Origin of the sequence: Aeromonas sobria, assembly GCF_006243315.1 — a bacterium.
GTDB lineage: Bacteria > Pseudomonadota > Gammaproteobacteria > Enterobacterales > Aeromonadaceae > Aeromonas > Aeromonas sobria_A.
In genome coordinates this window covers 144,682-166,627 of sequence record NZ_NKWE01000045.1, presented here as the reverse complement: position 1 = coordinate 166,627, position 21,946 = coordinate 144,682, and the positions used below count along the sequence as shown (strand labels likewise).

Annotated in this window: 20 protein-coding genes; 8 read left to right on the top strand and 12 right to left on the bottom strand. The window is 58.9% G+C overall.

Annotation, left to right across the window (positions count from 1 at the left end; genetic code table 11):
- The first annotated feature begins 78 nt into the window (after nt 1-78).
- Complete coding sequence (gene hldE / locus CF137_RS15585) at nt 79-1,506, top strand: bifunctional D-glycero-beta-D-manno-heptose-7-phosphate kinase/D-glycero-beta-D-manno-heptose 1-phosphate adenylyltransferase HldE (protein ID WP_139720120.1); 1,428 nt, start codon at nt 79-81, stop codon at nt 1,504-1,506.
- Between the two features lie 120 nt (nt 1,507-1,626).
- Here hldE and tolC read toward each other — a convergent pair whose 3' ends face one another.
- On the bottom strand, nt 1,627-2,949 hold the full coding sequence (tolC, locus tag CF137_RS15580) for an outer membrane channel protein TolC (RefSeq protein WP_101325976.1): 1,323 nt from the start codon (nt 2,947-2,949) through the stop codon (nt 1,627-1,629).
- Nucleotides 2,950-3,254: 305 nt separating this feature from the next.
- Between tolC and nudF the strand changes: the two genes are divergently transcribed.
- The 6 genes from nudF (at nt 3,255) to parC (ending at nt 10,339) form a co-directional block, all read left to right on the top strand.
- Entirely contained in the window at nt 3,255-3,896 is a 642-nt protein-coding gene (nudF, locus tag CF137_RS15575; protein ID WP_068979035.1) for an ADP-ribose diphosphatase, read from the top strand.
- A gap of 1 nt (nt 3,897) precedes the next feature.
- Complete coding sequence (locus CF137_RS15570; RefSeq protein WP_068979034.1) at nt 3,898-4,347, top strand: DUF1249 domain-containing protein; 450 nt, start codon at nt 3,898-3,900, stop codon at nt 4,345-4,347.
- Between the two features lie 22 nt (nt 4,348-4,369).
- A complete protein-coding gene (gene cpdA / locus CF137_RS15565) occupies nt 4,370-5,188 on the top strand; it encodes a 3',5'-cyclic-AMP phosphodiesterase (RefSeq protein WP_101315815.1) in 819 nt (272 codons plus the stop codon).
- A gap of 10 nt (nt 5,189-5,198) precedes the next feature.
- Nucleotides 5,199-5,786, top strand: a complete 588-nt coding sequence (locus tag CF137_RS15560) for a YqiA/YcfP family alpha/beta fold hydrolase (protein WP_139720118.1) — start codon at nt 5,199-5,201, stop codon at nt 5,784-5,786.
- A gap of 117 nt (nt 5,787-5,903) precedes the next feature.
- The gene (gene parE, locus CF137_RS15555; protein WP_101348186.1) at nt 5,904-7,799 is read left to right on the top strand and encodes a DNA topoisomerase IV subunit B; all 1,896 of its coding nucleotides are present in this window, start codon (nt 5,904-5,906) and stop codon (nt 7,797-7,799) included.
- Between the two features lie 245 nt (nt 7,800-8,044).
- Entirely contained in the window at nt 8,045-10,339 is a 2,295-nt protein-coding gene (gene parC, locus CF137_RS15550; RefSeq protein WP_139720116.1) for a DNA topoisomerase IV subunit A, read from the top strand.
- A 75-nt stretch (nt 10,340-10,414) separates the two neighbouring features.
- Here parC and CF137_RS15545 read toward each other — a convergent pair whose 3' ends face one another.
- The 9 genes from CF137_RS15545 to CF137_RS15505 all read right to left on the bottom strand — a co-directional run bounded on the left by CF137_RS15545 (nt 10,415) and on the right by CF137_RS15505 (nt 19,655).
- Nucleotides 10,415-11,371, bottom strand: a complete 957-nt coding sequence (locus CF137_RS15545) for a GTP pyrophosphokinase (RefSeq protein WP_139720113.1) — start codon at nt 11,369-11,371, stop codon at nt 10,415-10,417.
- Between the two features lie 567 nt (nt 11,372-11,938).
- Complete coding sequence (locus CF137_RS15540; RefSeq protein WP_204787379.1) at nt 11,939-12,853, bottom strand: CPBP family intramembrane glutamic endopeptidase; 915 nt, start codon at nt 12,851-12,853, stop codon at nt 11,939-11,941.
- A 206-nt stretch (nt 12,854-13,059) separates the two neighbouring features.
- Nucleotides 13,060-14,556 carry a peptide MFS transporter gene (locus tag CF137_RS15535; protein ID WP_139720111.1) on the bottom strand — a complete coding sequence of 499 codons (1,497 nt, stop codon included), beginning with the start codon at nt 14,554-14,556 and terminating at the stop codon, nt 13,060-13,062.
- Nucleotides 14,557-15,217: 661 nt separating this feature from the next.
- Nucleotides 15,218-16,114, bottom strand: a complete 897-nt coding sequence (atcC, locus tag CF137_RS15530; protein WP_139720109.1) for a cold adaptation protein AtcC — start codon at nt 16,112-16,114, stop codon at nt 15,218-15,220.
- A gap of 11 nt (nt 16,115-16,125) precedes the next feature.
- Nucleotides 16,126-16,890 carry a cold adaptation protein AtcB gene (gene atcB / locus CF137_RS15525; protein WP_101315944.1) on the bottom strand — a complete coding sequence of 255 codons (765 nt, stop codon included), beginning with the start codon at nt 16,888-16,890 and terminating at the stop codon, nt 16,126-16,128.
- Nucleotides 16,891-16,902: 12 nt separating this feature from the next.
- Nucleotides 16,903-17,433 carry a cold adaptation protein AtcA gene (gene atcA, locus CF137_RS15520; RefSeq protein WP_101348180.1) on the bottom strand — a complete coding sequence of 177 codons (531 nt, stop codon included), beginning with the start codon at nt 17,431-17,433 and terminating at the stop codon, nt 16,903-16,905.
- 22 nt (nt 17,434-17,455) lie between these two features.
- Nucleotides 17,456-17,740, bottom strand: a complete 285-nt coding sequence (gene atcJ / locus CF137_RS15515) for a cold adaptation protein ActJcold adaptation protein ActJ (RefSeq protein ID WP_042023047.1) — start codon at nt 17,738-17,740, stop codon at nt 17,456-17,458.
- Nucleotides 17,741-18,027: 287 nt separating this feature from the next.
- A complete protein-coding gene (locus CF137_RS15510; protein WP_139720107.1) occupies nt 18,028-18,780 on the bottom strand; it encodes an SDR family NAD(P)-dependent oxidoreductase in 753 nt (250 codons plus the stop codon).
- Nucleotides 18,777-19,655, bottom strand: a complete 879-nt coding sequence (locus CF137_RS15505) for an NAD(P)-dependent oxidoreductase (RefSeq protein ID WP_139720105.1) — start codon at nt 19,653-19,655, stop codon at nt 18,777-18,779. Before CF137_RS15505 ends, CF137_RS15510 begins: the two co-directional genes overlap by 4 nt.
- Before the next feature lie 134 nt (nt 19,656-19,789).
- Here CF137_RS15505 and CF137_RS15500 point away from each other — a divergent pair, with 134 nt between their 5' ends.
- Entirely contained in the window at nt 19,790-20,614 is an 825-nt protein-coding gene (locus CF137_RS15500; protein WP_139720103.1) for a LysR family transcriptional regulator, read from the top strand.
- 62 nt (nt 20,615-20,676) lie between these two features.
- On the opposite strand, the gene CF137_RS15495 is transcribed toward CF137_RS15500, so the two are convergent.
- On the bottom strand, nt 20,677-21,195 hold the full coding sequence (locus CF137_RS15495) for a protein disulfide oxidoreductase (RefSeq protein ID WP_139720101.1): 519 nt from the start codon (nt 21,193-21,195) through the stop codon (nt 20,677-20,679).
- 3 nt (nt 21,196-21,198) lie between these two features.
- On the bottom strand, nt 21,199-21,942 hold the full coding sequence (locus CF137_RS15490; protein WP_139720099.1) for a DsbA family protein: 744 nt from the start codon (nt 21,940-21,942) through the stop codon (nt 21,199-21,201).
- Between the last annotated feature and the right edge of the window lie 4 nt (nt 21,943-21,946).

Genomic DNA, 21,946 nt, shown 5'->3' with positions numbered 1-21,946 from the left:
GGTCGGCTTTTTCTCCACCCAATAAAAGAGTGTGATAAAATCGTCCGCTGATTTTTCAGGTTTTGAGAGTCGATACAGATGAAGATCACCCTGCCCGATTTTGAAAAAGCCCGCGTTCTGGTCGTTGGCGATGTCATGTTGGATCGTTACTGGCATGGCCCTACCGGCCGGATCTCCCCCGAGGCGCCGGTGCCCGTAGTCAAGGTTGAACACATTGAGGAGCGCCCGGGTGGCGCCGCCAACGTGGCCCTCAACTCCGCCGCTCTTGGCGCCCACGCCGTGTTGCTTGGCCTGACTGGTCAGGATGAAGCGGCCGATGCGCTGGCTGGTCAGATGGCTGGCGTCAAAGTCGCCTGTGATTTCGTTCGTCTGGCTGACTACCCGACCATCACCAAGCTGCGAGTGCTGTCGCGCAACCAGCAACTGCTGCGTCTGGATTTTGAAGAGCCCTTCCACTCTGTGGATGCCAGCCTGCTGATGAGCAAGGTTGAGCAGGCGTTGCCGAGCTGCGACGTGATGATCCTCTCCGATTATGGCAAAGGCGCGCTCAACGACGTGCCCGGCATGATCAAGCGGGCCCGCGCTGCGGGTATCCCGGTGATGGTCGATCCCAAGGGGACTGATTTCGAGAAGTACCGTGGCGCCACCCTGCTGACCCCCAACATGTCCGAGTTCGAGGCGGTAGTTGGCAAGGTGAAGAGCGAAGACGATCTGGTCGCCAAGGGACTGGAGCTGGTCAAGCGCTTCGAGCTGGATGCCCTGCTGGTCACCCGTTCCGAGAATGGCATGACCCTGATCCGCGAAGGGCAGCCCGAGCTGCACCTGCCGGCTCAGGCTCACGAGGTTTACGATGTGACCGGTGCCGGTGATACCGTGATCTCCACCCTGGCCACCTCACTGGCGGCTGGCAAGAGCCTGGATGAAGCCTGCGCCCTGGCCAATACCGCGGCCGGTATCGTGGTCGGCAAACTGGGTACCTCTACCGTCAGTCCGGTCGAGCTGGCCAACGCCCTCTATACCGAGCAAGAGACAGGTTTCGGTGTGATGTCTGAAGCTCAGCTGAAAGTGGCGGTGCGCGCCGCCCGTCTGCGCGGCGAGAAAGTGGTTATGACCAACGGCTGCTTTGACATCCTGCATGCCGGTCACGTCTCCTATCTGGCCAACGCTGGCAAGCTGGGGGATCGCCTGATCGTAGCGGTCAACACCGATGAGTCAGTGCGCCGCCTCAAGGGGCCGGGTCGTCCGGTCAACCCGACCGAGCGCCGCATGACGGTGTTGGCGGCCCTTGGTGCCGTCGCATGGGTAGTGCCTTTCAGTGAAGATACCCCGCAGCGCCTGATCGCCGAGATCCTGCCGGACCTGCTGGTCAAGGGCGGTGATTACAAGCCGGAAGATATCGCCGGTTACGCCGAAGTGACCGCCAATGGCGGTGAGGTGCGAGTGCTCAATTTTGAAGATGGTTGCTCTACCTCCGACATCATCAAGACAATTCGCGAGCGCGGCTAACCGCTCCGCTGGCCCCGCAATCTGGCGGGGCCGACGACTATCGGCCAGAGCAAGCCGACAGACATCCGGATAACAAAAAGGCGACCTTGCGGTCGCCTTTTTCATTCCCGATAACGGCTATCAGGCTTTGGTTTTTGCCGTGGCAGGCATCAAGCCCTGGTTCACTTCCACCAGATCCTGCGCTTCCAGAATACCGGCAGCCTGTTTCAGGCTGAGGATATTGAGGATGTAGTTGTAACGGGCGGCAGAGAGTTTCTGCTTGGCATCGTACAGCTTGCGGGTGGAGTCCAGCACATCGACGATGGTGCGGGTGCCCACTTCGTAACCGGCTTCGGTCGCTTTCAGGGCGCTGTCGGCGGAGACCACGGACTGGCTGTAGGCGCGTACCGAGCCGATGCTGGCGTTCACGTTGTTGTAGGAGGAGCGCACCGTGCTCTGTACCGAGCGGAAGTTTTTCTCCAGCAGTTCGCTGGCGGCCACGTAGTTGAATTGGGCCTGCTTCACTTTGGACGTAGTGGCACCACCACTGTAGATCGGCAGCTTGAAGGTCAGACCGATATTGGCCTGATTGGCGTTGCTCTCGGGGTTGCGCACTTCATCCTTGTAATCGGTATTGCTGGTTTGCAGACCAGCACCCAGATCCAGAGTCGGCTCATGACCTGTCTTGGCCAGATCGATCTGCTCTTTGGCGATGTCCTTGGTGATGCGGGCGTTGTGCAGTTGCAGGTTCTTGTCCAGCGCCAACTCCAGCCACTTGTCGGAGCCAAAGGTGGTTTTTTGCGGGGTGAAACGATCGGTGTTCAGCACATCCAGGTTGCGGTGATCGATACCGGTCAGCTCGCGCAGGGTTTCGTAGCTGTTGGCCAGTTCATTCTCTGCATTGATCTCGTCGGCCAGCGCCTGGTCACGGGAGGCTTCGGCTTCATGAACGTCGGTGATGGCGGTCAGGCCCACTTCAAAACGCTGCTGGGTCTGTTCCAGCTGACGCTCTACGGCTACTTTGTTGGCCTGCACAAACTCCAGGGTATCCATCGCCTTGAGCACGTTGAAATAGGCCTGGGCGCTGCGCAGCATCAGGTTCTGGATTTCGAGGTTGTAGCTCACGTCAGATTGGGTCGCGCTCTTCTCGGTCAGGTCCAGATTGATCCAGTTGCTACGGCGATAGATGGATTGATCCAGTGAGAGGTTGCCGCTAGCTGCGGTGCCAGTCTGGGTATCACCCTTGTTTTGCAGGTAGTTCAGACCAGCACCCAGATTGATTTGCGGCAACAATGAGGCACGAGATTCATTGATCTGCTCGAAGGCCTTATCGCGCAGGGCTTTGGATTGCAGCAACTGCGGGTCTTTGAGCTGGGCTTGTTGATAGATGTCGAGCAGGTTTTCAGCATGGGCTCCGGCACTGACGCCCAGCAACACCATGACGGACAAAAGTGTTCTTTTCATAGATCGATTTAACCTTGTGTAGTAATCCAAACGGGTTGCTGGAGAGGGTAAATATTGTCACTGACCAAGCTTAATTGCAGCTTAATCACTCTACTATAAGCAAATTTTAATGCGAAGAGTCTCGGGTCCGGTAACGGGAACGTCAAGAACTGGAAGCAGTTTTCTCCCCACGCGCCTAGCCAAATGGTCTGTGGCTGCTAAAATCCACCCCTCATTACCATGGCATACCGAGTGAATGAACGTTCATTCATGTTTCTCGGATTTTATGGTCAAACTGATACAAGTCAAGCTGACGGGAGTCCCGGATGTCGCAGCAACCCTTGCCACAAGATCGTCACTACGCCACCGATGATGTAAAAATCATCGAAAAATCAGCTGGATATAACGGCTTCTTCAAGGTGAACGTCTATCGGCTGCAGCACAGGTTATTTGCCGGTGGCTGGAATGAGCCCATCGTGCGCGAGCTGTTCGAGCGCGGCCATGCTGCGGCACTGCTGCCTTATGATCCGGTGCGCGATCAGATAGTGCTGGTGGAGCAGTTCCGGATCGGCGCCATGGAGACCTGCCCGACCCCCTGGCTGCTGGAGCTGGTGGCCGGCATCATAGACCCAGGCGAAGTCGCTGAAGAGGTGGTGCGCCGGGAAGCGGTGGAAGAGGCGGGGATCGAGGTTGCGCGTTGTGAGCACGCCATCAGCTATCTGGTGAGCCCGGGCGGCAGCACCGAGCGGATCGAGGTCTATGTCGGCGAGGTGGATGCCAGCAAGGCCGAAGGGCTGCACGGTCTGGCGGACGAGGGGGAGGATATCCGGGTGCATGTGGTAAGCCGCGAGCAGGCCTATGCCTGGCTCAAAGAGGGGCGCATCGACAACGCCGCTTCGGTCATCGCCCTGCAGTGGCTGGCCCTCAACCACGGTGAGCTACGCGCCCGCTGGCTGGCAGATCGCTAAGATGGCGCTGACCCTGCAACAGCGCAAGCGCCATGTGCCGGATTTGATGGCCTTGCAACGTACTTGCGAGGTTAATTATATGGCCTTGATGAAGTTGCTACCCCCGGAAGGGGTGGTGGGCGCGGTGCGCCGCTATCGGGTCGGTAACGATTTGCAATTTGAGCTCACCATCAGTGGTGAGAGCCGTTTCACCAGTCAGGTGATCCTGAGCCAGCACAATCCCGAATTGCCCGAATACCTGCAGGCTCAAATCGAGATTCGTTTGTATCATGATGTGCGGATGGCGGAAGTGTGTGCAGCGCAACAGATTTCCCGCTTGCAACCAAGTTATGATTATCCCAATAAAAAGATGCACCAGCGGGATGAAAAGGAGCAGGTAAATCTGTTTCTGGCCGAATGGCTAAAATTTTGTCTCAGACATGGTACCAGCCCGATCAATATCTCCAGTTGAACAAATAACAAGAAGCGTGATTTTGGAAACAGATCTCCCCCAGGCGCAGGACGGTAGTCTGCGCCTGTTGCAAATTACCGATACCCACCTCTTTGCCAGTCAAGAGGGACGGTTATTGGCTGTGCGCACCGCAGAGAGTCTGGCCGCCGTGCTGGAACAGGTGCAAACCAACCCGCATCCTTATGACGTGATCCTGGCTACCGGCGATCTGTCGCAGGATCACAGTCCGGAATCCTATCAGCGCTTTGCCTCCATGATGGCGCCACTGGGCCGCCCTATCTACTGGTTGCCCGGCAACCACGACGACAGCCCGCTGATGACCGAATACCTCCATGCCGCCGGGATCAGTGAAGCCAAGCAGCTGGTGGGGGATCACTGGCAGGTGATCCTGCTCGATACCCAGGTGCGCGGCAAACCCCACGGCGTGCTCGGTGATCACCAGCTGGCGGCCCTCGACCGCGCACTGCGCCAATATCCCGATCGCCATGCCCTTATCACCCTGCACCATCAGGCGGTGCCGGTGGGCTGCGCCTGGCTGGATCAGCACAATCTCAAGAATGCCGATGACCTGTTTGCCGTGCTGGCCCGTCATCCGCAGCAAAAAACCATCCTGTTCGGCCACGTCCATCAGGAGTTTGACGAGGTGCACCACGGGGTGCGGCTGATTGCCAGCCCCTCCACCTGCATCCAGTTCAAACCCCTCTGCGATGGCTTCGCGCTGGACGAGTCCGGCCCGGGCTGGCGCTATCTCACCCTCTATCCGGATGGCCGGGTGGCCAGCGAGGTGTGGCGTCTGCCGGTGGGGCAGTTTGTGCCCGACCCCAACGCCACCGGTTATTGAGGAGGATTGCATGAAGTCGGTTCTCCTTTACTTGCATGGGTTCAACTCCTCACCGGGCTCGGCCAAGGCGCAGCAGATGGCGGCTTGGGTGGCAGCCAACCGGCCTGACATCGAGGTGATCATCCCGGCCCAGCCCAATACGCCAGCGGCGGCCTGGGCGGCAATCGAGCAGACCCTCGCTGATCTTGCGACCCGTTATGATTGCGGGTTCAAACTCGGTGCCGTGGGCAGCTCCCTCGGCGGCTTTATGGCGACCCGGGTGAGCGAGCAATACGGTTGCCGCGCCGCGCTGATCAATCCGGCAGTGCGCCCTCATGAGTTGCTGTGCGACTATATTGGCCCCCAGACCAACCCCTATACCAACGAGCAGTACCAGCTGCTACCTGCGCACATCGATGAGCTGCGGGGGTTGGCGGTGCAGGTCTCGGCCCCCGAGCGGCTCTGGGTGCTGCAACAGCAGGAAGATGAGGTGCTCGACTACCGCAAGGCGCTGGATGAATACCGCTTCGCTCGCCTGTCGCTGGAGTGCGGCGGCAACCACGCCTTTGTGGCGTTTGAGCGCTATCCCGCCCAGATTGTTCGCTTTCTCGGGTTGTAGCATTGTGGGGCAGCCTCGCGCTGTCCCTCTCCAGATCAAGCTTTCGGCGCGGGGAGTTTGTTCTACCCCCGCCTAGCAGTTAAGATTCCCTCCAAACGTCAATTCGCAAGGCCCTCCATGTCTACTCAATACAATGCGGATGCCATTGAGGTCCTCAATGGCCTTGAACCGGTGCGCCGTCGCCCCGGCATGTATACCGACACCACCCGGCCCAATCACCTCGGTCAGGAGGTCATCGACAACAGCGTCGACGAGGCGCTGGCGGGTCATGCCCGTACCTTGGAGGTGACCCTGTTTGAAGACCAGTCCCTCGAAGTGATCGATGACGGCCGCGGTATGCCGGTCGATATCCACCCGGAGGAAGGGGTGTGCGGTGTGGAGCTGATCCTCTGCAAGCTGCACGCGGGCGGCAAGTTCTCCAACAAGAACTACCAGTTCTCCGGCGGTCTGCACGGGGTGGGTATCTCTGTGGTGAACGCCCTCTCCGATCGGGTCGAAGTGACGGTGCGTCGCGACGGTCAGGTCTATGACATTGCCTTCGAGCGTGGCGACAAGGTGCAGGAGCTGACCATCACCGGCACCTGCGGCCGTCGCAACACCGGCACCCGGGTGCGCTTTTGGCCGCAGGCGAGCTACTTTGACTCGCCCCGCTTCTCGGTCACCAAGCTGGAGCACCTGCTCAAGGCCAAGGCGGTACTCTGCCCCGGCCTCACCATCAAGTTCCTCGACAAGAACACCGGCATCAAGCTGGAGTGGTGCTACGAAGATGGCCTCAAGGATTATCTGGTCGATGCGGTCAAGCAGTTCACCTGCCTGCCGGAGCAGCCCTTTATCGGCGCCTTTAGCACCGAACAGTCTGCGGTGGACTGGGCACTCTGCTGGCTGCCGGAAGGGGGCGAATGCCTCGCCGAATCCTATGTGAACCTCATTCCCACCGCGCAGGGCGGTACTCACGTCAACGGTCTGCGTCAGGGCCTGCTCGACGCCATGCGCGAGTTCTGCGAGTTCCGCAACCTGCTGCCGCGCGGGGTCAAGCTGACCCCGGAAGATATCTGGGATCGCTGCGCCTACATCCTCTCCGTCAAGATGCAGGATCCGCAGTTTGCCGGTCAGACCAAGGAGCGGCTCTCTTCCCGTCAGAGTTCTGCCTTTGTTTCCGGCGTGGTGAAGGATGCCTTCAGCCTCTACCTGAACAGCAATACTGAGCTGGCGGAGCAGATCGCCGAGATCTGCATCAGCAGCGCCCAGCGCCGACTGCGCGCCGCCAAGACGGTGGTGCGCAAGAAGATAACGCAAGGCCCGGCGCTGCCCGGCAAGCTGACCGACTGTAACTGTGCCGACCCCATGCAGGGCGAGCTGTTCCTGGTGGAGGGTGACTCCGCGGGCGGCAGTGCCAAGCAGGCGCGGGATCGCGAGTTTCAGGCCATCATGCCGCTGCGCGGCAAGATCCTGAACACCTGGGAAGTGGAGGCCGGTCAGGTGCTCGCCTCGCAAGAGGTGCACGATATCTCGGTGGCCATCGGGCTCGATCCCGACTCCGAAGATCTCAGCGGCTTGCGCTACGGCAAGGTGTGCATCCTCGCGGATGCGGACTCGGACGGTCTGCACATCGCCACCCTGCTCTGCGCCCTGTTTGTGAGGCACTTCCGCACCCTGGTCAACAAGGGCCACGTCTATGTCGCCATGCCGCCGCTCTACCGGATCGATATCGGTAAAGAGGTCTACTACGCCCTCGACGAGGACGAGAAGAACGGCGTGCTGCAGCGGGTCGAGGCCGAGAAGAAGAAGGGCAAAGTGATGGTGACCCGATTCAAGGGGCTGGGTGAAATGAACCCGAAACAGCTGCGGGAAACCACCATGGATCCCAACACCCGCCGTCTGGTGCAACTCACCATGGGCGAGATGGAGGAGGGGGATGAGACCCTGCAACTGATGGACATGCTGCTGGCCAAGAAACGCTCCGGCGATCGCCGTGAGTGGCTGGAAGAGAAGGGCAACCTTGCCATCATCTAGCGCAGGTGGTGACCCGATGGCTGCAACCACGGCTATCTGCTCCCCGTTCAGGGGAGCTGTGGCTGGCAGGTTATCCGCCCTTTATCCGCAGCACGCCGTTCTGCCCCCTTCTCCCCTCGCGGGAGAAGGGCTGGGGATGAGGGGGAGGGGTGACACCATAGTCCCTGCTTTCAAACAGTCGGCCACCTGCCGACCTGCATTTCAGGCGCGTCCTGTGAGGGCGCACCATAGCAAGAGAAAAACATATGAGTGATGCTATCGAGCTCAGTCTGGACGGGGTAGAGCGCCAGCCAATGCGCACCTTTACCGAACAGGCTTACTTGAACTACTCCATGTACGTCATCATGGATCGGGCCTTGCCGCATATCGGCGATGGTCTCAAACCGGTGCAGCGGCGCATCATCTACGCCATGAGCGAGCTGGGGCTGTCGGCCCTCTCCAAGCACAAGAAATCCGCCCGTACCGTGGGTGACGTGCTGGGTAAGTACCACCCCCACGGCGACAGCGCCTGTTATGAAGCCATGGTGCTGATGGCCCAGCCCTTCTCCTACCGCTACCCGCTGGTGGATGGTCAGGGCAACTGGGGTGCGCCGGACGATCCCAAATCCTTCGCCGCCATGCGTTATACCGAGGCGCGGCTGTCGCGCTTCTCCGAGCTGCTGCTCTCGGAATTGGGCCAAGGCACTGTGGAGTGGACGCCGAACTTTGACGGCACCATGAAAGAGCCGGTGGTGCTGCCGGCCCGCCTGCCACACATCCTGCTCAACGGCATCACCGGCATCGCGGTGGGCATGGCGACCGACATCCCGCCCCACAATGCGCGGGAAGTGGCCTACGCCTGTGCCGAACTGCTCGACAACCCCGATGCGGGGCTGGATGCGCTGATGGCGCACATCAAGGGGCCGGATTACCCGACCAACGCCGAGATCATCACTCCGCAGGGCGATATTCGTAAAATCTACGAGACCGGCAAGGGCTCCATCAAACAGCGGGCGGTCTGGAGCGAGGAGGATGGCGACATCGTCATCACCGCGCTGCCCCATCAAGCCTCAGGCGCCAAGATCATGGAGCAGATCGCCGCCCAGATGGTGGCCAAAAAGCTGCCGATGGTCAGTGATCTGCGCGATGAATCGGACCACGAGAACCCGACCCGTCTGGTGATCATCCCCCGCTCCAACCGGGTGGATGTGGAGGGGCTGATGGCCCACCTGTTCGCCACCACGGATCTGGAGAAGAACTACCGGGTCAACCTCAACATCCTCGGCCTCGACAACCGGCCGCAGGTGAAGACCCTCAAGATGATCCTCTCCGAGTGGATCATCTTCCGCCGCGAGACGGTGCGCCGTCGCCTGCAGTATCGCCTCGACAAGGTGCTGGCGCGCCTGCACATCCTTGAAGGCTTGCTGGTGGCCTACCTCAACATCGACGAGGTGATCGAAATCATCCGCACCGAGGATGAGCCGGGCAAGGTGATGGTGGAGCGTTTCAATATCAGCGAAACCCAGGCCGAAGCGATCCTCGAGATCAAACTGCGCCATCTGGCCAAGCTCGAAGAGTTCAAACTGCGCGCCGAGCAGGATGAACTGGCGATTGAACGGGACAAGCTGCAACTGATCCTGGGCTCCGAGCGCCGCCTCAATACCCTGCTCAAGAAAGAGCTGCTGGCGGATGCCGAGAAGTACGGCGACGATCGCCGCACCCCGCTGGTGGAGCGTGCCACCGCGGTGGCATTGACCGAGAAAGAGCTGGTGCCGAGCGAACCGGTCACCGTGATCCTCTCGGGTGCGGGCTGGGTGCGCGCCGCCAAGGGCCACGATGTCGATGTGGCTGGGCTCTCCTACAAGGCGGGGGATAACTATCTGGCCCACGCCTGTGGCCGCAGCAACCAGCAGGCGGTGTTCCTCTCTACTCTGGGTCGAACCTACGCCCTCGAATCCCACACCTTGCCATCCGCCCGCAGTCAGGGCGAGCCGCTCACTGGCCGCTTTGCGCTGGGGGCAGGGGAGGAAGTGCGCCATCTGGTGATGGGCAACGAGGGTGAGCCGTATCTGATCGCGAGCGATGCCGGTTACGGCTTTGTCTGCACCTATGACGACCTCATTGGCAAGAACAAGAACGGCAAGGCACTGCTCACCGTGCCGGAAGGGGGTCAGGTGATGGCGCCCCAGAAGATTGGCTCGCCGGAGACCGATCTCTGCATGGCTATCTCCAACGAAGGGCGCATGCTGCTGTTCCCGCTCAACACCCTGCCGGTACTCGGCAAGGGCAAGGGCAACAAGCTCATCAGCATCCCCTCGGCGCGCGTCAAGGCGCGGGAAGAGTTTATGGTGATGGCCGCCATTATCCCGCAGGGGCAATATGTCACCCTGTTTGCTGGCAAGCGTAAGCTGACCCTCAAACCCTCTGATCTCGACTACTACCGTGGTGAGCGCGGCCGCCGAGGCGCCAAGCTGCCCCGCGGTTTGCAGCGGGTCGATCGCATCGAGATTGAACCCGCCGCCGGTGCCGAACCGGTAGCCGGGGAAAATCAGGAAGGGTAATTAATATAGAAGGGCGCGAAAGCGCCCTTCTATACTTATCATCTGATAAAAATATATGTATATGTAACTAAGTGTCTAATAGTTTTTTAGCTTCGCTCTATCTATTAAAAAACTATTTACAACTTCATTGCCAAATGCAGCTCTTAGTCCCTCTCTAACTAGCCCAACATCTGTAAAATATTGCTGAGTTTGGTGTGCTTTACATTCTTTTGCATCGGACTTAAATATTTCATCCCAGTGTGAAGTTAGTAGTTCTTTCAGTTTTCCTTTTGTTGAAATACCAAAGTTATTAAGGTCTTCGAGCAGTTCATCATAATATTCATCAGCGTGTTTATATTGATTTGGTAGGAATTCAGAAAGTGCCGAGCCAATAATTTCCACGTTTAGTAACGTATCAGGAGATTCATTTTTAAGTTGTTCTTCTACGTATGTTGTGCGGTCTTGAAGAAGGCGGTCAAATTCAAGATCTACTGTTTCAAGTAATGCAGAGGCTCTATATATAGAACGTCTAAGGGGGAGTGGTACGCTTGCTTCATGTTTATACTGTAGTTTATGAGATACTGCGGCCCAAATATGCTGTGCGAGCGTTCTGACCTGTAATTCTACACGGATCTCGCCGAGATCCATGAAGCTGGGTATTTTTTTCCAAGAATCAGGGATCTGAACGATGTAATGACATGATTGATATCCAAATTGGGCTTCGGCTAGACGGTGTGATGTATCTTCTGCACTTTGAATTGATAGATTTCCCTTAAGCAAGGTATCAATTTTTTCAAGATCTTGTCGAAATAACAAAATTAATCTAATGCCTACCAAATCATCAAGTTCAATAATGTTTTCTAGAGATAATGATTTTCGAGTAATTTTTTCTGAAATAGACGGCCACTCTTTAACTCTAGCTTCTATTGGTACACCTAGGGTAATACCACTTTGAGTGAGCAGATGACCTATCTCTGATACTAATGCATCACAAAGTCTATTCGCTTTAGGATTGATTTTGATATATGAATCGTGTAAGGCTTGAATATCCATAACAGCGTCCGTTGCATAGTTTTTGAGAATTTTAATTATATACGATTTGTTTTTTATAGAAAATGCTTTGTATGTTAATTCAGTGTGAGGATTAATGTTTTCAGAACCGTAGGTCTGATTAGCGCAGCGTAATCAGACGATCGCGAAAACAGTTACCCTAATTCTGCTGGTGCTCCAGCCGATCTCTTCTCTATGTCTATAGCCACCGAGATTGCGGTGCGGACGATTACGCTTCGCTAATCGACCCTACGCGTTCCTGCTTGATTTAACGCTCTGCTGCTTGTCGGTGGCTTCTGTTGTGATGGTTTGTTCCCCTTCATCCCCGACCCTTCTCCCCTTATCTATGGCAAAGAGTGGGAGAAGGGAGCAGAGATCGCAGCCATTGATAGTGACCGTGGTATGGCGTGATAGCTAAGGGTGACTGCTATGGCTATAGGTTGGCAGGCACTGGTTCCCTCTCCCCTTGGGAGAGGGTCAGGGTGAGGGGAGGTAACCGTAGGGTGCAATGAAATTGCACCGCTATTGAATCCGCGAGGTTGCCGGTGCAATGGATTGCATGAATTGCCGCTACCCGGCGGCGTGAGCGCCAAGAAACGCCGCCATGATGGTAAACAGCAGCCAGTCATTAATAATGTGCGCGCCGGTCGATACCCAAATATTTTTGGTAATGATGTAGCCACTGAGCAGCACAATGCGGGCCGTTCCGATAACCAGAAAACATTGCACGAAATTCCACTCATAAGTGGGCAGATGCAACGCACCGAAGATAAGCGCAGTACAGATCCAGGCGGTGATAATGGCTCGCTTGCGCGTCATGGCGAGTCTTTGGTGACAACACCAGAGCACAGCCAGAAACGGCAAGATGGAGACCACCTCCTCACCGAACAGCTGCGGGGCCGTTTTTAAATAAAAGAGGATGAGTGCTGTATCTGAGGCCTCTGCCAGCAGGGCGTTGGCCGGGTTTGCATTCATCTTGAAAACAAGCTGCAGCAACAATGCAACGGTAAAGGAGACCAGAATATTTGCGCCAGCAATGGCGACCATCAACAGAACATCCCGCCATGTCGGTGTGCGAAACAGTGCGCGCCACCCTTTACCCACCATGATGGCGAGTACAGACAGCGGAATTAGTGGAAACAGGATGGCGGGAATAAAGCCGCCCATGGTGGTTTTAAAAAATGCGATCGGCACCGTCAGCATCAAGAAACCCAGCGCCGCACCCAGCAGGAGCACTACCCAGTGGCGAGCAGATAATGCATGGGGCCCCTCGCGATAAAAGGGAAAATCCCCAGCCCTTTTGCGTTCGAAACCATAGCAATCCTTGTCATTCAATACCGGCATGGCGGCAGATTGATCTTCACTCATGGTGTCTCTCGATATGTATTCGGATGTGGTGCAGACAATCGTACACCAAGGTTGTGCCCCGCGAGGTTGCCGCGGCCATGGGTTGCGCAGCTTGTCCCAGATAATGGATTGTTTCATTGATGCGACAGCCAAAAATGGATTGGCCGATTTGATGCAAAAATCATCATGGGCGCCACTCTGCCCGCCTTAAAGAAGCCATCCATCCCGCCAAAAGAGAAGAGCCCCGCCATCCATGATGGCGGGGCCCTTTGCATTATCAGCAGCGTTGCTGATTCAACCGCTCAGTCTGGTTGGGGCCGGTCAAATGGCTGACCCGAGCCCGATCAGACGGGGATGGCAGCCCCTGCTGGTGGCGGGGTGATCTTGGAGGCGATTAGCTGACGCAGGCGGGGCACCAGCAGCAGCAACACCACGCCCCCTGCCAGCGAGCCCCAGCCGAGCATATTGAATACCGAGCTGTAACCCGGGTTGGTGGCGAGCGGGGTGCTGCCGATATTTTGCGGCATGGCGCCGGAGACATACCCCGCCAGCACCGAGGCAACGCCGGTCACCATCATCCAGCAACCCATCATCAAGCCTTGCAGGCTGGCGGGGGCCAGCTTGCCAATCATGGCGTAGCCGATGGGGGAGATCAGCAGTTCGCCCAGACTCTGCAGCACATAGCTGATGGCAATCCACTTGAAGGCGACCAGACCGTCGGCACCCGCCAGATGGATGCCGATCGGCAGTACCAGCATCCCCAACCCCATACAGAACAGCGAGGCGGCAAACTGGGAGGGGATGTCGATGTTCCAGCCCTGCTCGCGCAGCCGCTTGAACAGCAGCGCCATCAGCGGACCGCCGATGACGATGACGCTGGTGTTGATGTTCTGGATCCACTGGGGGGCGACCCGCAGCCCGAACACGTTGAGGTTGATGTTGTGCTCGGAGAAGAGCATCAGCCCCATGGGCGCCAGCTGGTAGAGCGACCAGAAGATCAGCGAGCCCAAGGCGAGGATCAGGTAGGCCACCATGCGGCTGCGCTCGGCGGCGTCCGGATGGCGGGCGGTCATCACGCAGAGCAGCACCAGCACCAGGGCCCCCAGCATCAGTATGAAGCTGCCGCTAAAGCTGGCGTGGGTCAGCAGCAGGCGCAGGGCGGGCACCAGCAGCGCCAGAATGGCGAGGCCACCGAGCATCCGCAGGTAGAAGCCGTGCCCCTTGATGTGGCGCAGCGGGGTGTTGATATCCGCCAGAATCGGCCAGAAGAGCAGGGTGGCGATGATGGCCAGCACGTTGCCCAGCGTCGCGAACAGGAACAGGGTGCGGTAATCCTCGGTGAGCTGGAAGTAGCCCGCCACCGAGAAGCCCATAAAGAAGCCCAGATTCATCCCGGCGTAGTTCCACAGGAAGGCGCTCTCGCGACGGTGATCGTCGGGGGCGAAGCGCTGGGTCAGCATCATGTTGAGGCAGGTGACGTTGAGGCCGCTGCCGGTGAGGAACATGGCGAGCCCCCAGTAGAGGCCGGTGATGCCCATCTCGGCGATGAGGTAGCAGCCGATCACCTGCAAGACCATCCCCATCACAAACAGGTTGCGGTTGCTGAGGAAGCGTCCGCCCAGATAGCCGCCAAACAGGTGCAGGCCGTAGTTGAAGGCGCCGAAGATCCCCATCATGGCGTTGGCCTGGGATTCGCTAAAGCCGAGTCGTTTGGTGGCGTAGAGCACCAAAGTGGAGTAGAGCACGGCAAAACCCAGGGTGGCAAAGGTCTGGATAAAGAACAGGGCGCCAGAGCCGGGGGGAACGGCGGCGTGATGAGGGTGTGGTGCTGAAGCGCTCACGGTTTGTCTCCTGTGAGAAGAGAAAATCACAACTCATCCTGAGAGTGTGCCAGTCAGTGACCGGCTAGCCTTTGGCGCTTCCATACTGCTTTAAAGACTGGTTTGTCATTTAGCGTTCAGCGCGATTAAATTGCCAGTTCTTAAATTTAATCGAGTGAGATTAATTGCTTTTTATTGATCTATTTCGCCTTTTTATGCGCTTGATGCTGTCGCTATTGCCTTGTCGCCTGCTCGGTAGTCGCGGGTTATATGTGATTTTGCTAGCCATCTGGCACTATGGTCGGCCCAGTTGTGCGATCCATATCCGATTTTTATCCTGTCTCGTCGCCACAGTCTGACAGCAAGGGAGTTGGCTATTTATTCACCTTAGTGAGTTGCGTGAATAAATATTGGGGGAGGGAGGGGAGGTAGCCGTAGGGTGCAATGAACAAGGTGAATTGCACCGCCAGCGCTCCCCGTGGTTGCCGGTGCAATGCGCTGCGCTTATTGCACCCTACTTGCTCCGGGTTATGGCGTGATAACTATGGCTTGCCGCTGGCAGATATTTGTTCCCTCTCCCTTTGGGAGAGGGCCAGGGTGAGGGGATGTGCTTGTCGCCAGATATAACAACGCCCGGCGGGCCGGGCGTTGGGCAACGACTGAACGGGCGGCGAAACGCGCCTTAGAAGTCGTGGTAGAGCGGCCAGCCGAGCAGCGGGTGGCGCAGACCGGCGCGCATCTCGATGTTGTCGAGCTTCTCCGGTGAGGCGTGCTCTTTTTGCAGCAGTTGGTACTGGCGCACAAAGCCGAGGGTGTGCAGCAGGTTGGCGACAAACCCCTTGCTGAGCTCCTGCCGCAGGCCGGCGATCAGCTCGCCGGGCAGCTCCGCCAGCAGCAACGTCAGCTGGGTGGCCAGATAGTCGGTGTCGTACCACTCCTCTTGCAGCACGATTTCCCGCGCCAGTTTGCGCTTGAGATCCTGCTTCACCTTCAGTGGGGCCGCGCCGCTGCCATTGCCGCACAGAATGCGGTAGAGCAGCGCTTCGGCCAGCTTGTCTTCCATGGTCGGGTGGTCGTTTTCACAGGCGAAGAAGTGCTGATCAATCAGGCTCATCAGCCGGACCTTGTTATGCTCCACCTGGGCTTTTTCGTACTCTTGCCACCCTTGCCACTCCTCCACATCGGGGGGGCTGGAGATCTTGTCCAGCAGACGGGCATCCACCTCGCCATAGAGGCTGTTGCCGCCGGTGCTGACCGAGATCAGCATCGACCAGCCCTTCTGGAACGGTTTGATGGGCCCTTCCGGCGCCTGCAGCAGGGCGAGTGCCCGGTCAGTGTCGCGCTGGGAGAGCTCCAGCAGGCCCAGGCTCACTACCCCGATCACGTCGTGGGCGGCCTGCTCCAGCAGGTGCATCTTGTACTTGTTGTAGTACTTGTCGGCAAACTTCAGGCTCATCAGTCCGGCCTTGCCCTTGATGGCGGCCAGTTGCTGATCGCTCAAGCGTTCGTTTTCGCGGCCAAAGCGCAGTACCTGCGTGAGGAATGGGCCCTGATTGACATCGCGTATAACCAGTTGCATGACGGGGTCCTTTAATCCAGAAAGCTGAACATGTCGTCGACTTCGGCGAACTCGTCCTCGACCTTGTTCTTCTCTTTGGCTTGCATCACCAGCTCGCTGGCGAACTTGCTGATGATCCCTTCCCAGCTGGAGTGTTCATTGCGCAGCAGTGCCTTGATCGCCTTCTCCACTTCAGGGGTCAGCTCGCGGATCAGCATCAACAGGCTGCGCGGATCATCGAGTGAGTAGTCGTGAGCATTTTCACTCTGCTGGCGATCGCTGTAGGAGAGTGCCTCTTCCAGATCTTCCTCTTCGGCGTGCAGCACGTCGTGAGAGCCCTCTTCATCGTCTATGCGCTCACCGCGGTAGAACTCGATAAAGGGGATGGAGAGATAGAAAAGACCGGCCGGATCGTCGGCGATGCACTCCAGAATTTCAGTCTGCTTGGCTTCGCTATCCTGGGTGCGGATCAGGTAGTTGAGAAAGTCGAAGGTATGCTGTTGCAGTTCGTCGGCGTTGTTTTTGATCGCCTCTTCCCAGTAGAGCGGCTGCTGGCAGACGATGTCGCGGATCCGCTCCGGGGTCATCAGTTCACAGATGATCGACGGGAATGACATGTCATGCTGGCCATTGATCTGGGTCAGGGTGACGATATCAATCTGCTCAATCACTTCTGCCAGCTGGTCGTCAGACATGGTTTGGGCGATCAGTTCGAACCTTTCGCTGGCCTGCTTCGGCTCGACCACGGCCAGCTCTTTGATCTCGATGGCGGTAATTTCTATCAGACTGTTGTTCATGCGTTGCCCCAATTAGAAACGTACTTCGTCGTGCATATCCTGATCGCCGTCGTCGTCACTATCACCGTTATAGTCGGCGTCAGCGTCTTCCCCGTCTTCATCTTCTTCGTCACGCAGCTCATAGTCATCATCGGCACGGCGGCCACCGCGTGGCAGCGGGTTGTCGAGCTGGAACAGCACGGCGCAGGCTTCGATCAGTTGATCTTCGCTCTGGGCGCGAACTGCCTTGACCAGCGGCAGGTCGGCATTGTTGAACGCCACCGATACCTTGAACTCATCCCATGAGGGTTGTACGCCGCTGGTGAGCCAGGTGACCCACTGCTGTTTTGCCTGGGGCGCAAATTGCACCCGACCATAGAGGGCCAGCGGCAGGTATTCCGGCATAAATTCCAGCATGCTCATGTCGGCCAGCAGCAGGGTCTTCATCTTGCCGGTGAACTGCTCAAGTGCCTTGGGCTGATCTTGATCCCGATAGGATTCAATGTTTTCGCTGGCATCACTCATCAGCGCTTTAATCCGCGCCTGGTCCCATTTTTTTTGCATAGTCACTCTTTTGGCTGGTGCATCAGGGGTAGAACTGGTCCCACATATCCTGCATGGCAGCAGCGGGATCGGTCACGATGACGTTGTTGAAATCTTTGATAAAAGCGGCCCGTCGTTGCGGGTCTGACAGCACTTCATAGGCTTGCTTTACCTGGTGCAGCTTGCTTGCTGCCAGTTCTCGTTCTTCTTCGCTCGCCCCTAACAGCTTATCGGGGTGGTACTGGTTCGACAGCCGGCGATAGGCTTTTTTGATGTCGTTTTCGTTGGCATTGGACTTGACGCCCAGTACCCGAAAGTAGTTGTTCATGGCAGATCCTGCATCACTGGCATCATAGGATTCACACTGCGGGTGCCTGAGGGTGGGGATTGGAAACCCAGGCACGGTAAAAACCCGTCATTTTAACGGAAACGCCCCCCTAAAGCGATGAATTGAGCGACGAGTTAAGGGGCGGAGTGAAGAGGGGCAGTTGCAGGGCTATTGTTGCCAGTCGGCCACGACAGTACAAGGGCCATCTAGCGGTAGGCGATGAAAAAATGGGCAGGGGGTAATCGGAAGGTGGAATGGGGGCGGCAGCCGCTGTGCCGCCGCCGGGGTTACTGCTCCCAGAAGGAGGCGGAGGTGTGATAGATCATCTTCTTGCTCATCCCGCCATCGACCACCAGATTGGCGCCGTTGATAAAGTCGTTCTGAGGATCGGCGAGAAAGAGGCAGGCGCGGGTGATGTCGTCGGGACGACCGACCCGGCCACTCGGGTGCTGGCGGTGATCCGCCTCGGTCAGGGTGTGGTAATCCTCTGCCTGGATCCAGCCCGGACTGATGGCATTGACCGTGATGGGGTAGTCGGCCAGCGAGTTGGCGAGGGACTGGGTGAGGGCGACCAGCGCCCCCTTGGAGGCACCATAGGCATCCCAACCCGCTTCGTTCTGCTGCCAGCGGGTGGAGGCAATATTGATGATGCGGCCATAGGGCAGCCCGCGATTGGCCTGCACAAAGGCGCGGGCGCAGAGCATGGCGCCGCGCACATTGACCGTCATCACCTGATCGAACTGGGCTGCGCTCAGATCCTCGAAGCGGGTGTGGAACTTGCTGATGGCGCCGTTGTTGATCAGCAGGTGGATGCCGCCATGCTGCGCGCGCACCTCGGCAAAGAGCCGAGCGATGGCTTGCTCGTCCCGCAGATCGAGGGGGTGAAAGTGGATCTCGGGATGGTCAAAAGAGTGGGGGGCCAGATCGGTGGCAATCACCCGATAACCCGCCTCGACCAGCCCGCTGCAGAGCTGGCGGCCAATCCCGCCAGCGGCGCCGGTGACCAGCGCAATCTGGGGTTGGCTGGTTAGCTCGTTCATTGCGCCGCTCCATTGCGAGTCCGCAACACCTTGATAAGGGCCGACACCTCTTGCTGGCCAAACCCTTGCGCCACACCCTCCTCAAACAGATCGGCGGCAAAGCGCGGGAAACGGCTGTCGATCCCGGCGTCGGTGGCATGACCGGCGAGGCGGCTGATGGCGGCGCTCCAGGTTTTCAGGCTGGCGTAGGGGTGATCGAAATCGCCGCTCGCCAGCGTCTTGCCAAGGTGGGCCACATCGCCCCCCAAAATCGGTGAAAGCTCGCTGAACTGGGCGCACACCTTGGCCACCGGCAACCCTTCTGCCTCGCAGATCTGGGCGCCGTGCAGGGCACCGAGCAAGCCACCGGCAAAGTAGGCGGCGACGGCGCAATCTTGCGCCGCGGCGGCGCCCACCGCTTCGGCTACATGGTCGAGGGTGGGGGCGAGCAGCCGCAGCACCGGCTCGGCGTCGCTAAAGGCGGCGCTGGCCCCCGAGCAGATGATGCTGGCATCGGCTGTACCGATCTGATCCGGGAAGCAGAGGATGGCGCCATCCAGATAACGGGCACCACGGGCGTGGCTCCAGCTCTCCAGCGCTCTGGCCCCCTGGGGGCTGCCAGTGGAGAGCTGCACCAACAGCTTGCCCGCCACGGCATCGCTCGCCTCGTCCAGCAACTGCTGGCTGACGGCGTAGTTATCGACACAGATCAGGGTGATGTCGCCCGCAGCAATGGCCTCGCCAACCGAGGGGGCGAGTGTCGCACCCAGCGCCTGCAGCGGGGCGGCCTTGGCGGCGCTGCGATTCCAGACGGTGACCGGATGGCCCGCCTTGAGCAAAGTGGTGGCGAGGGCGGAGCCCATGGCCCCGAGGCCGATGACAGAGAGATGGCGCATGATGGCTCCTGGCTGAGTTGATCGATAGACGCTGATATAGAAAATTGAGATGCCTTGTGGCAGCTGAGCCACTATATTGCCCCCATGTCGCCGTGAAAAATGGCTTTTATGACTGTCTGGTATAGGTGAATTCTATGGATGTGCGAGCCCTGCGGGCGTTTGTGGCTGTCTTCGAGGAGCGCAACATCACGGCCGCCGCCGCCCGCCTCTTCATAACCCAGCCCACCCTCTCTACCACCATCAAGACGCTGGAGGATGAGCTGGGGGTAAACCTGTTTGTCCGGCAGGCGCGCGGGGTGGAGGGGACCGAAGCGGCGCACCGGCTCTATCCCCGTGCCAAACGGCTGATCGCCGACACCGACTCCCTCGCCCGCGAGTTTCGTGAAACCTCCCCCTGCCTCGAGCTGACGGTGGGGATTGAGGCGGATCTGGGTGATGGCGTGGTGGGGGCGCTGGTGCAAGGGGCGCTCGCCCACGAGGAGATCCTGCTGACTCTGGAGGAGGGCTGCTGTGGCGATGTGCGGCTGGGGTGCGAATCCCTGCGCTGTGGCGACGAGCTCTTTATCCCCCTGCTGGAGGAGGAGTTCGTGCTGGTGCTGCCGCCAGATCACCCGCTGGCAGGCAAGGGGGCGCTCACCCCGGCGGTGCTGGCGGACCAGCCCTGGGTCACCTGCCCGCGTCACGACTCTCACCTGCGGTTGATCGCCATCCTCGGAAATCAGGCGCCGCTCTATCCGCGGCGAGCGGGGTCGTTGCGACTGGCGGCGACTATGGTGGCGGCAGGAGCGGGCATTGCTTGGTTGCCCCGCTCACTCTGTCCGCCCGGTTGTGGGGTGGCCGAGCTGGCGGCCTCTTCCTTCAAGCGGCGAGTGGGGCTCTGCTACGCCCCCGATGCATTGCGCTCGGCGGCGGTGACCGCCCTGCTGGAGCAGGTGCGCGGGATGCAGCTCCCCGCCTGATCTCGGCATAAAAAAGGGCCATCCGGTGGGATGGCCCTGTTGAAGGCAACGATGCTGCGTGGCTAGATCGACGCCCACCAGAGCCGCAGTTGCAAGCCCCACTTCGAGCTCCAGCCGGTGGTGCTGCTCACCAGCTCGCCATCCTTGATGATGAGGAAAGTCGGGGTCACTCCCACCTGCCACTTGGCGGCCAGCTCTCCCGACTCGTCGTTGTGGGTTGGAAAGGTGAGCCCCTTCTTGCTCATCCCCTTGCCTAACTGTTCAGAATTGCCGGAGCGCAGCGCCACCGTCAGCACGTTTTCACCCTCTTGCCAGAGCTGCTGCACGGTCGGGCTGGTGAAACGGCAGACGCCGCACCAGCTGGCCCAGTAGTAGACCAGCAGCGGCTTGCCCTGACTTAAGGTGGCGAGATCCGTACTTGTGCCATCCTGCAGGGTGACGGGGGCGCGCATCGCCCCTTCAGGCAGGGTCGGGCTGCGCCACAGATCCAGCAGGGTCGAGATGACCAGCGCCATCAGTAGCAGCCAGAGTGCCTCCTTGCCCCAGCGTCGCCAGCGGGGGTGAGGATTGGTGGTTGTCATCCCTTACCCCTGCTTGGCCAGTTCGTCTTTCACCAACTGCTCCAGCTCCTCATAGGGGATGGCGCCCGGCACCAGCTGGTTGCCGATAAGGGTCGCCGGTGTGCCCTGTACCCCCAAGAGTGTGCCGATGCGCAGGCTATTGCGTAGCTCTTCGGTCGCCTTGCCCTCTGGTTTGAGCGCCACATTGCCGGTGGCTGCCAGCGCCTTGTTGATGTCCGCCTCGGTCAGCATCCCCTGCTTGCTCATCAGCTTGTCGTGCAGGGTGAGGAAGCGGGCGGGATCCTGCTGCCACAGGGTCAGGCTGTACTGGGCCGCCTTGGCTGAGGTCTGCCCCTTGAACGGCAGCAGCTTGATCACCAGCCCCAGATCGTCCGGATAGGCTTTGAGCAGCTTGGTCAGCTGGGGATCGAACTGCTTGCAGTAGGGGCAGTTGTAGTCGGTGAACAACACCAGCGTCAGCTTGGGGTTCTTGGCGCCGAGCCGTGGGCTGGTGGCGCTGTTGAACAGCACATCCTTGTTGCCCTTGATGAAGTTGCCAAGCTGCGCCTGTTGGTCTGCCGCGTTCTGCTTCTCCCAGGATTCGGCCGCCTCGTCGAGGATCTTGGGGTTGGCGATCAGGGTCTCGCGGATCAGCTCCTTGATGCGCGCCTCCTGCTCCGGGGTGAAGGGGGCTGCGTGCAGAGCCGGAGCCAGCAGGGCGGCAGAGAGGGAGGCCAGCAGGGTCAGGGCGCTCAGAGTCGGTTTCATGTGT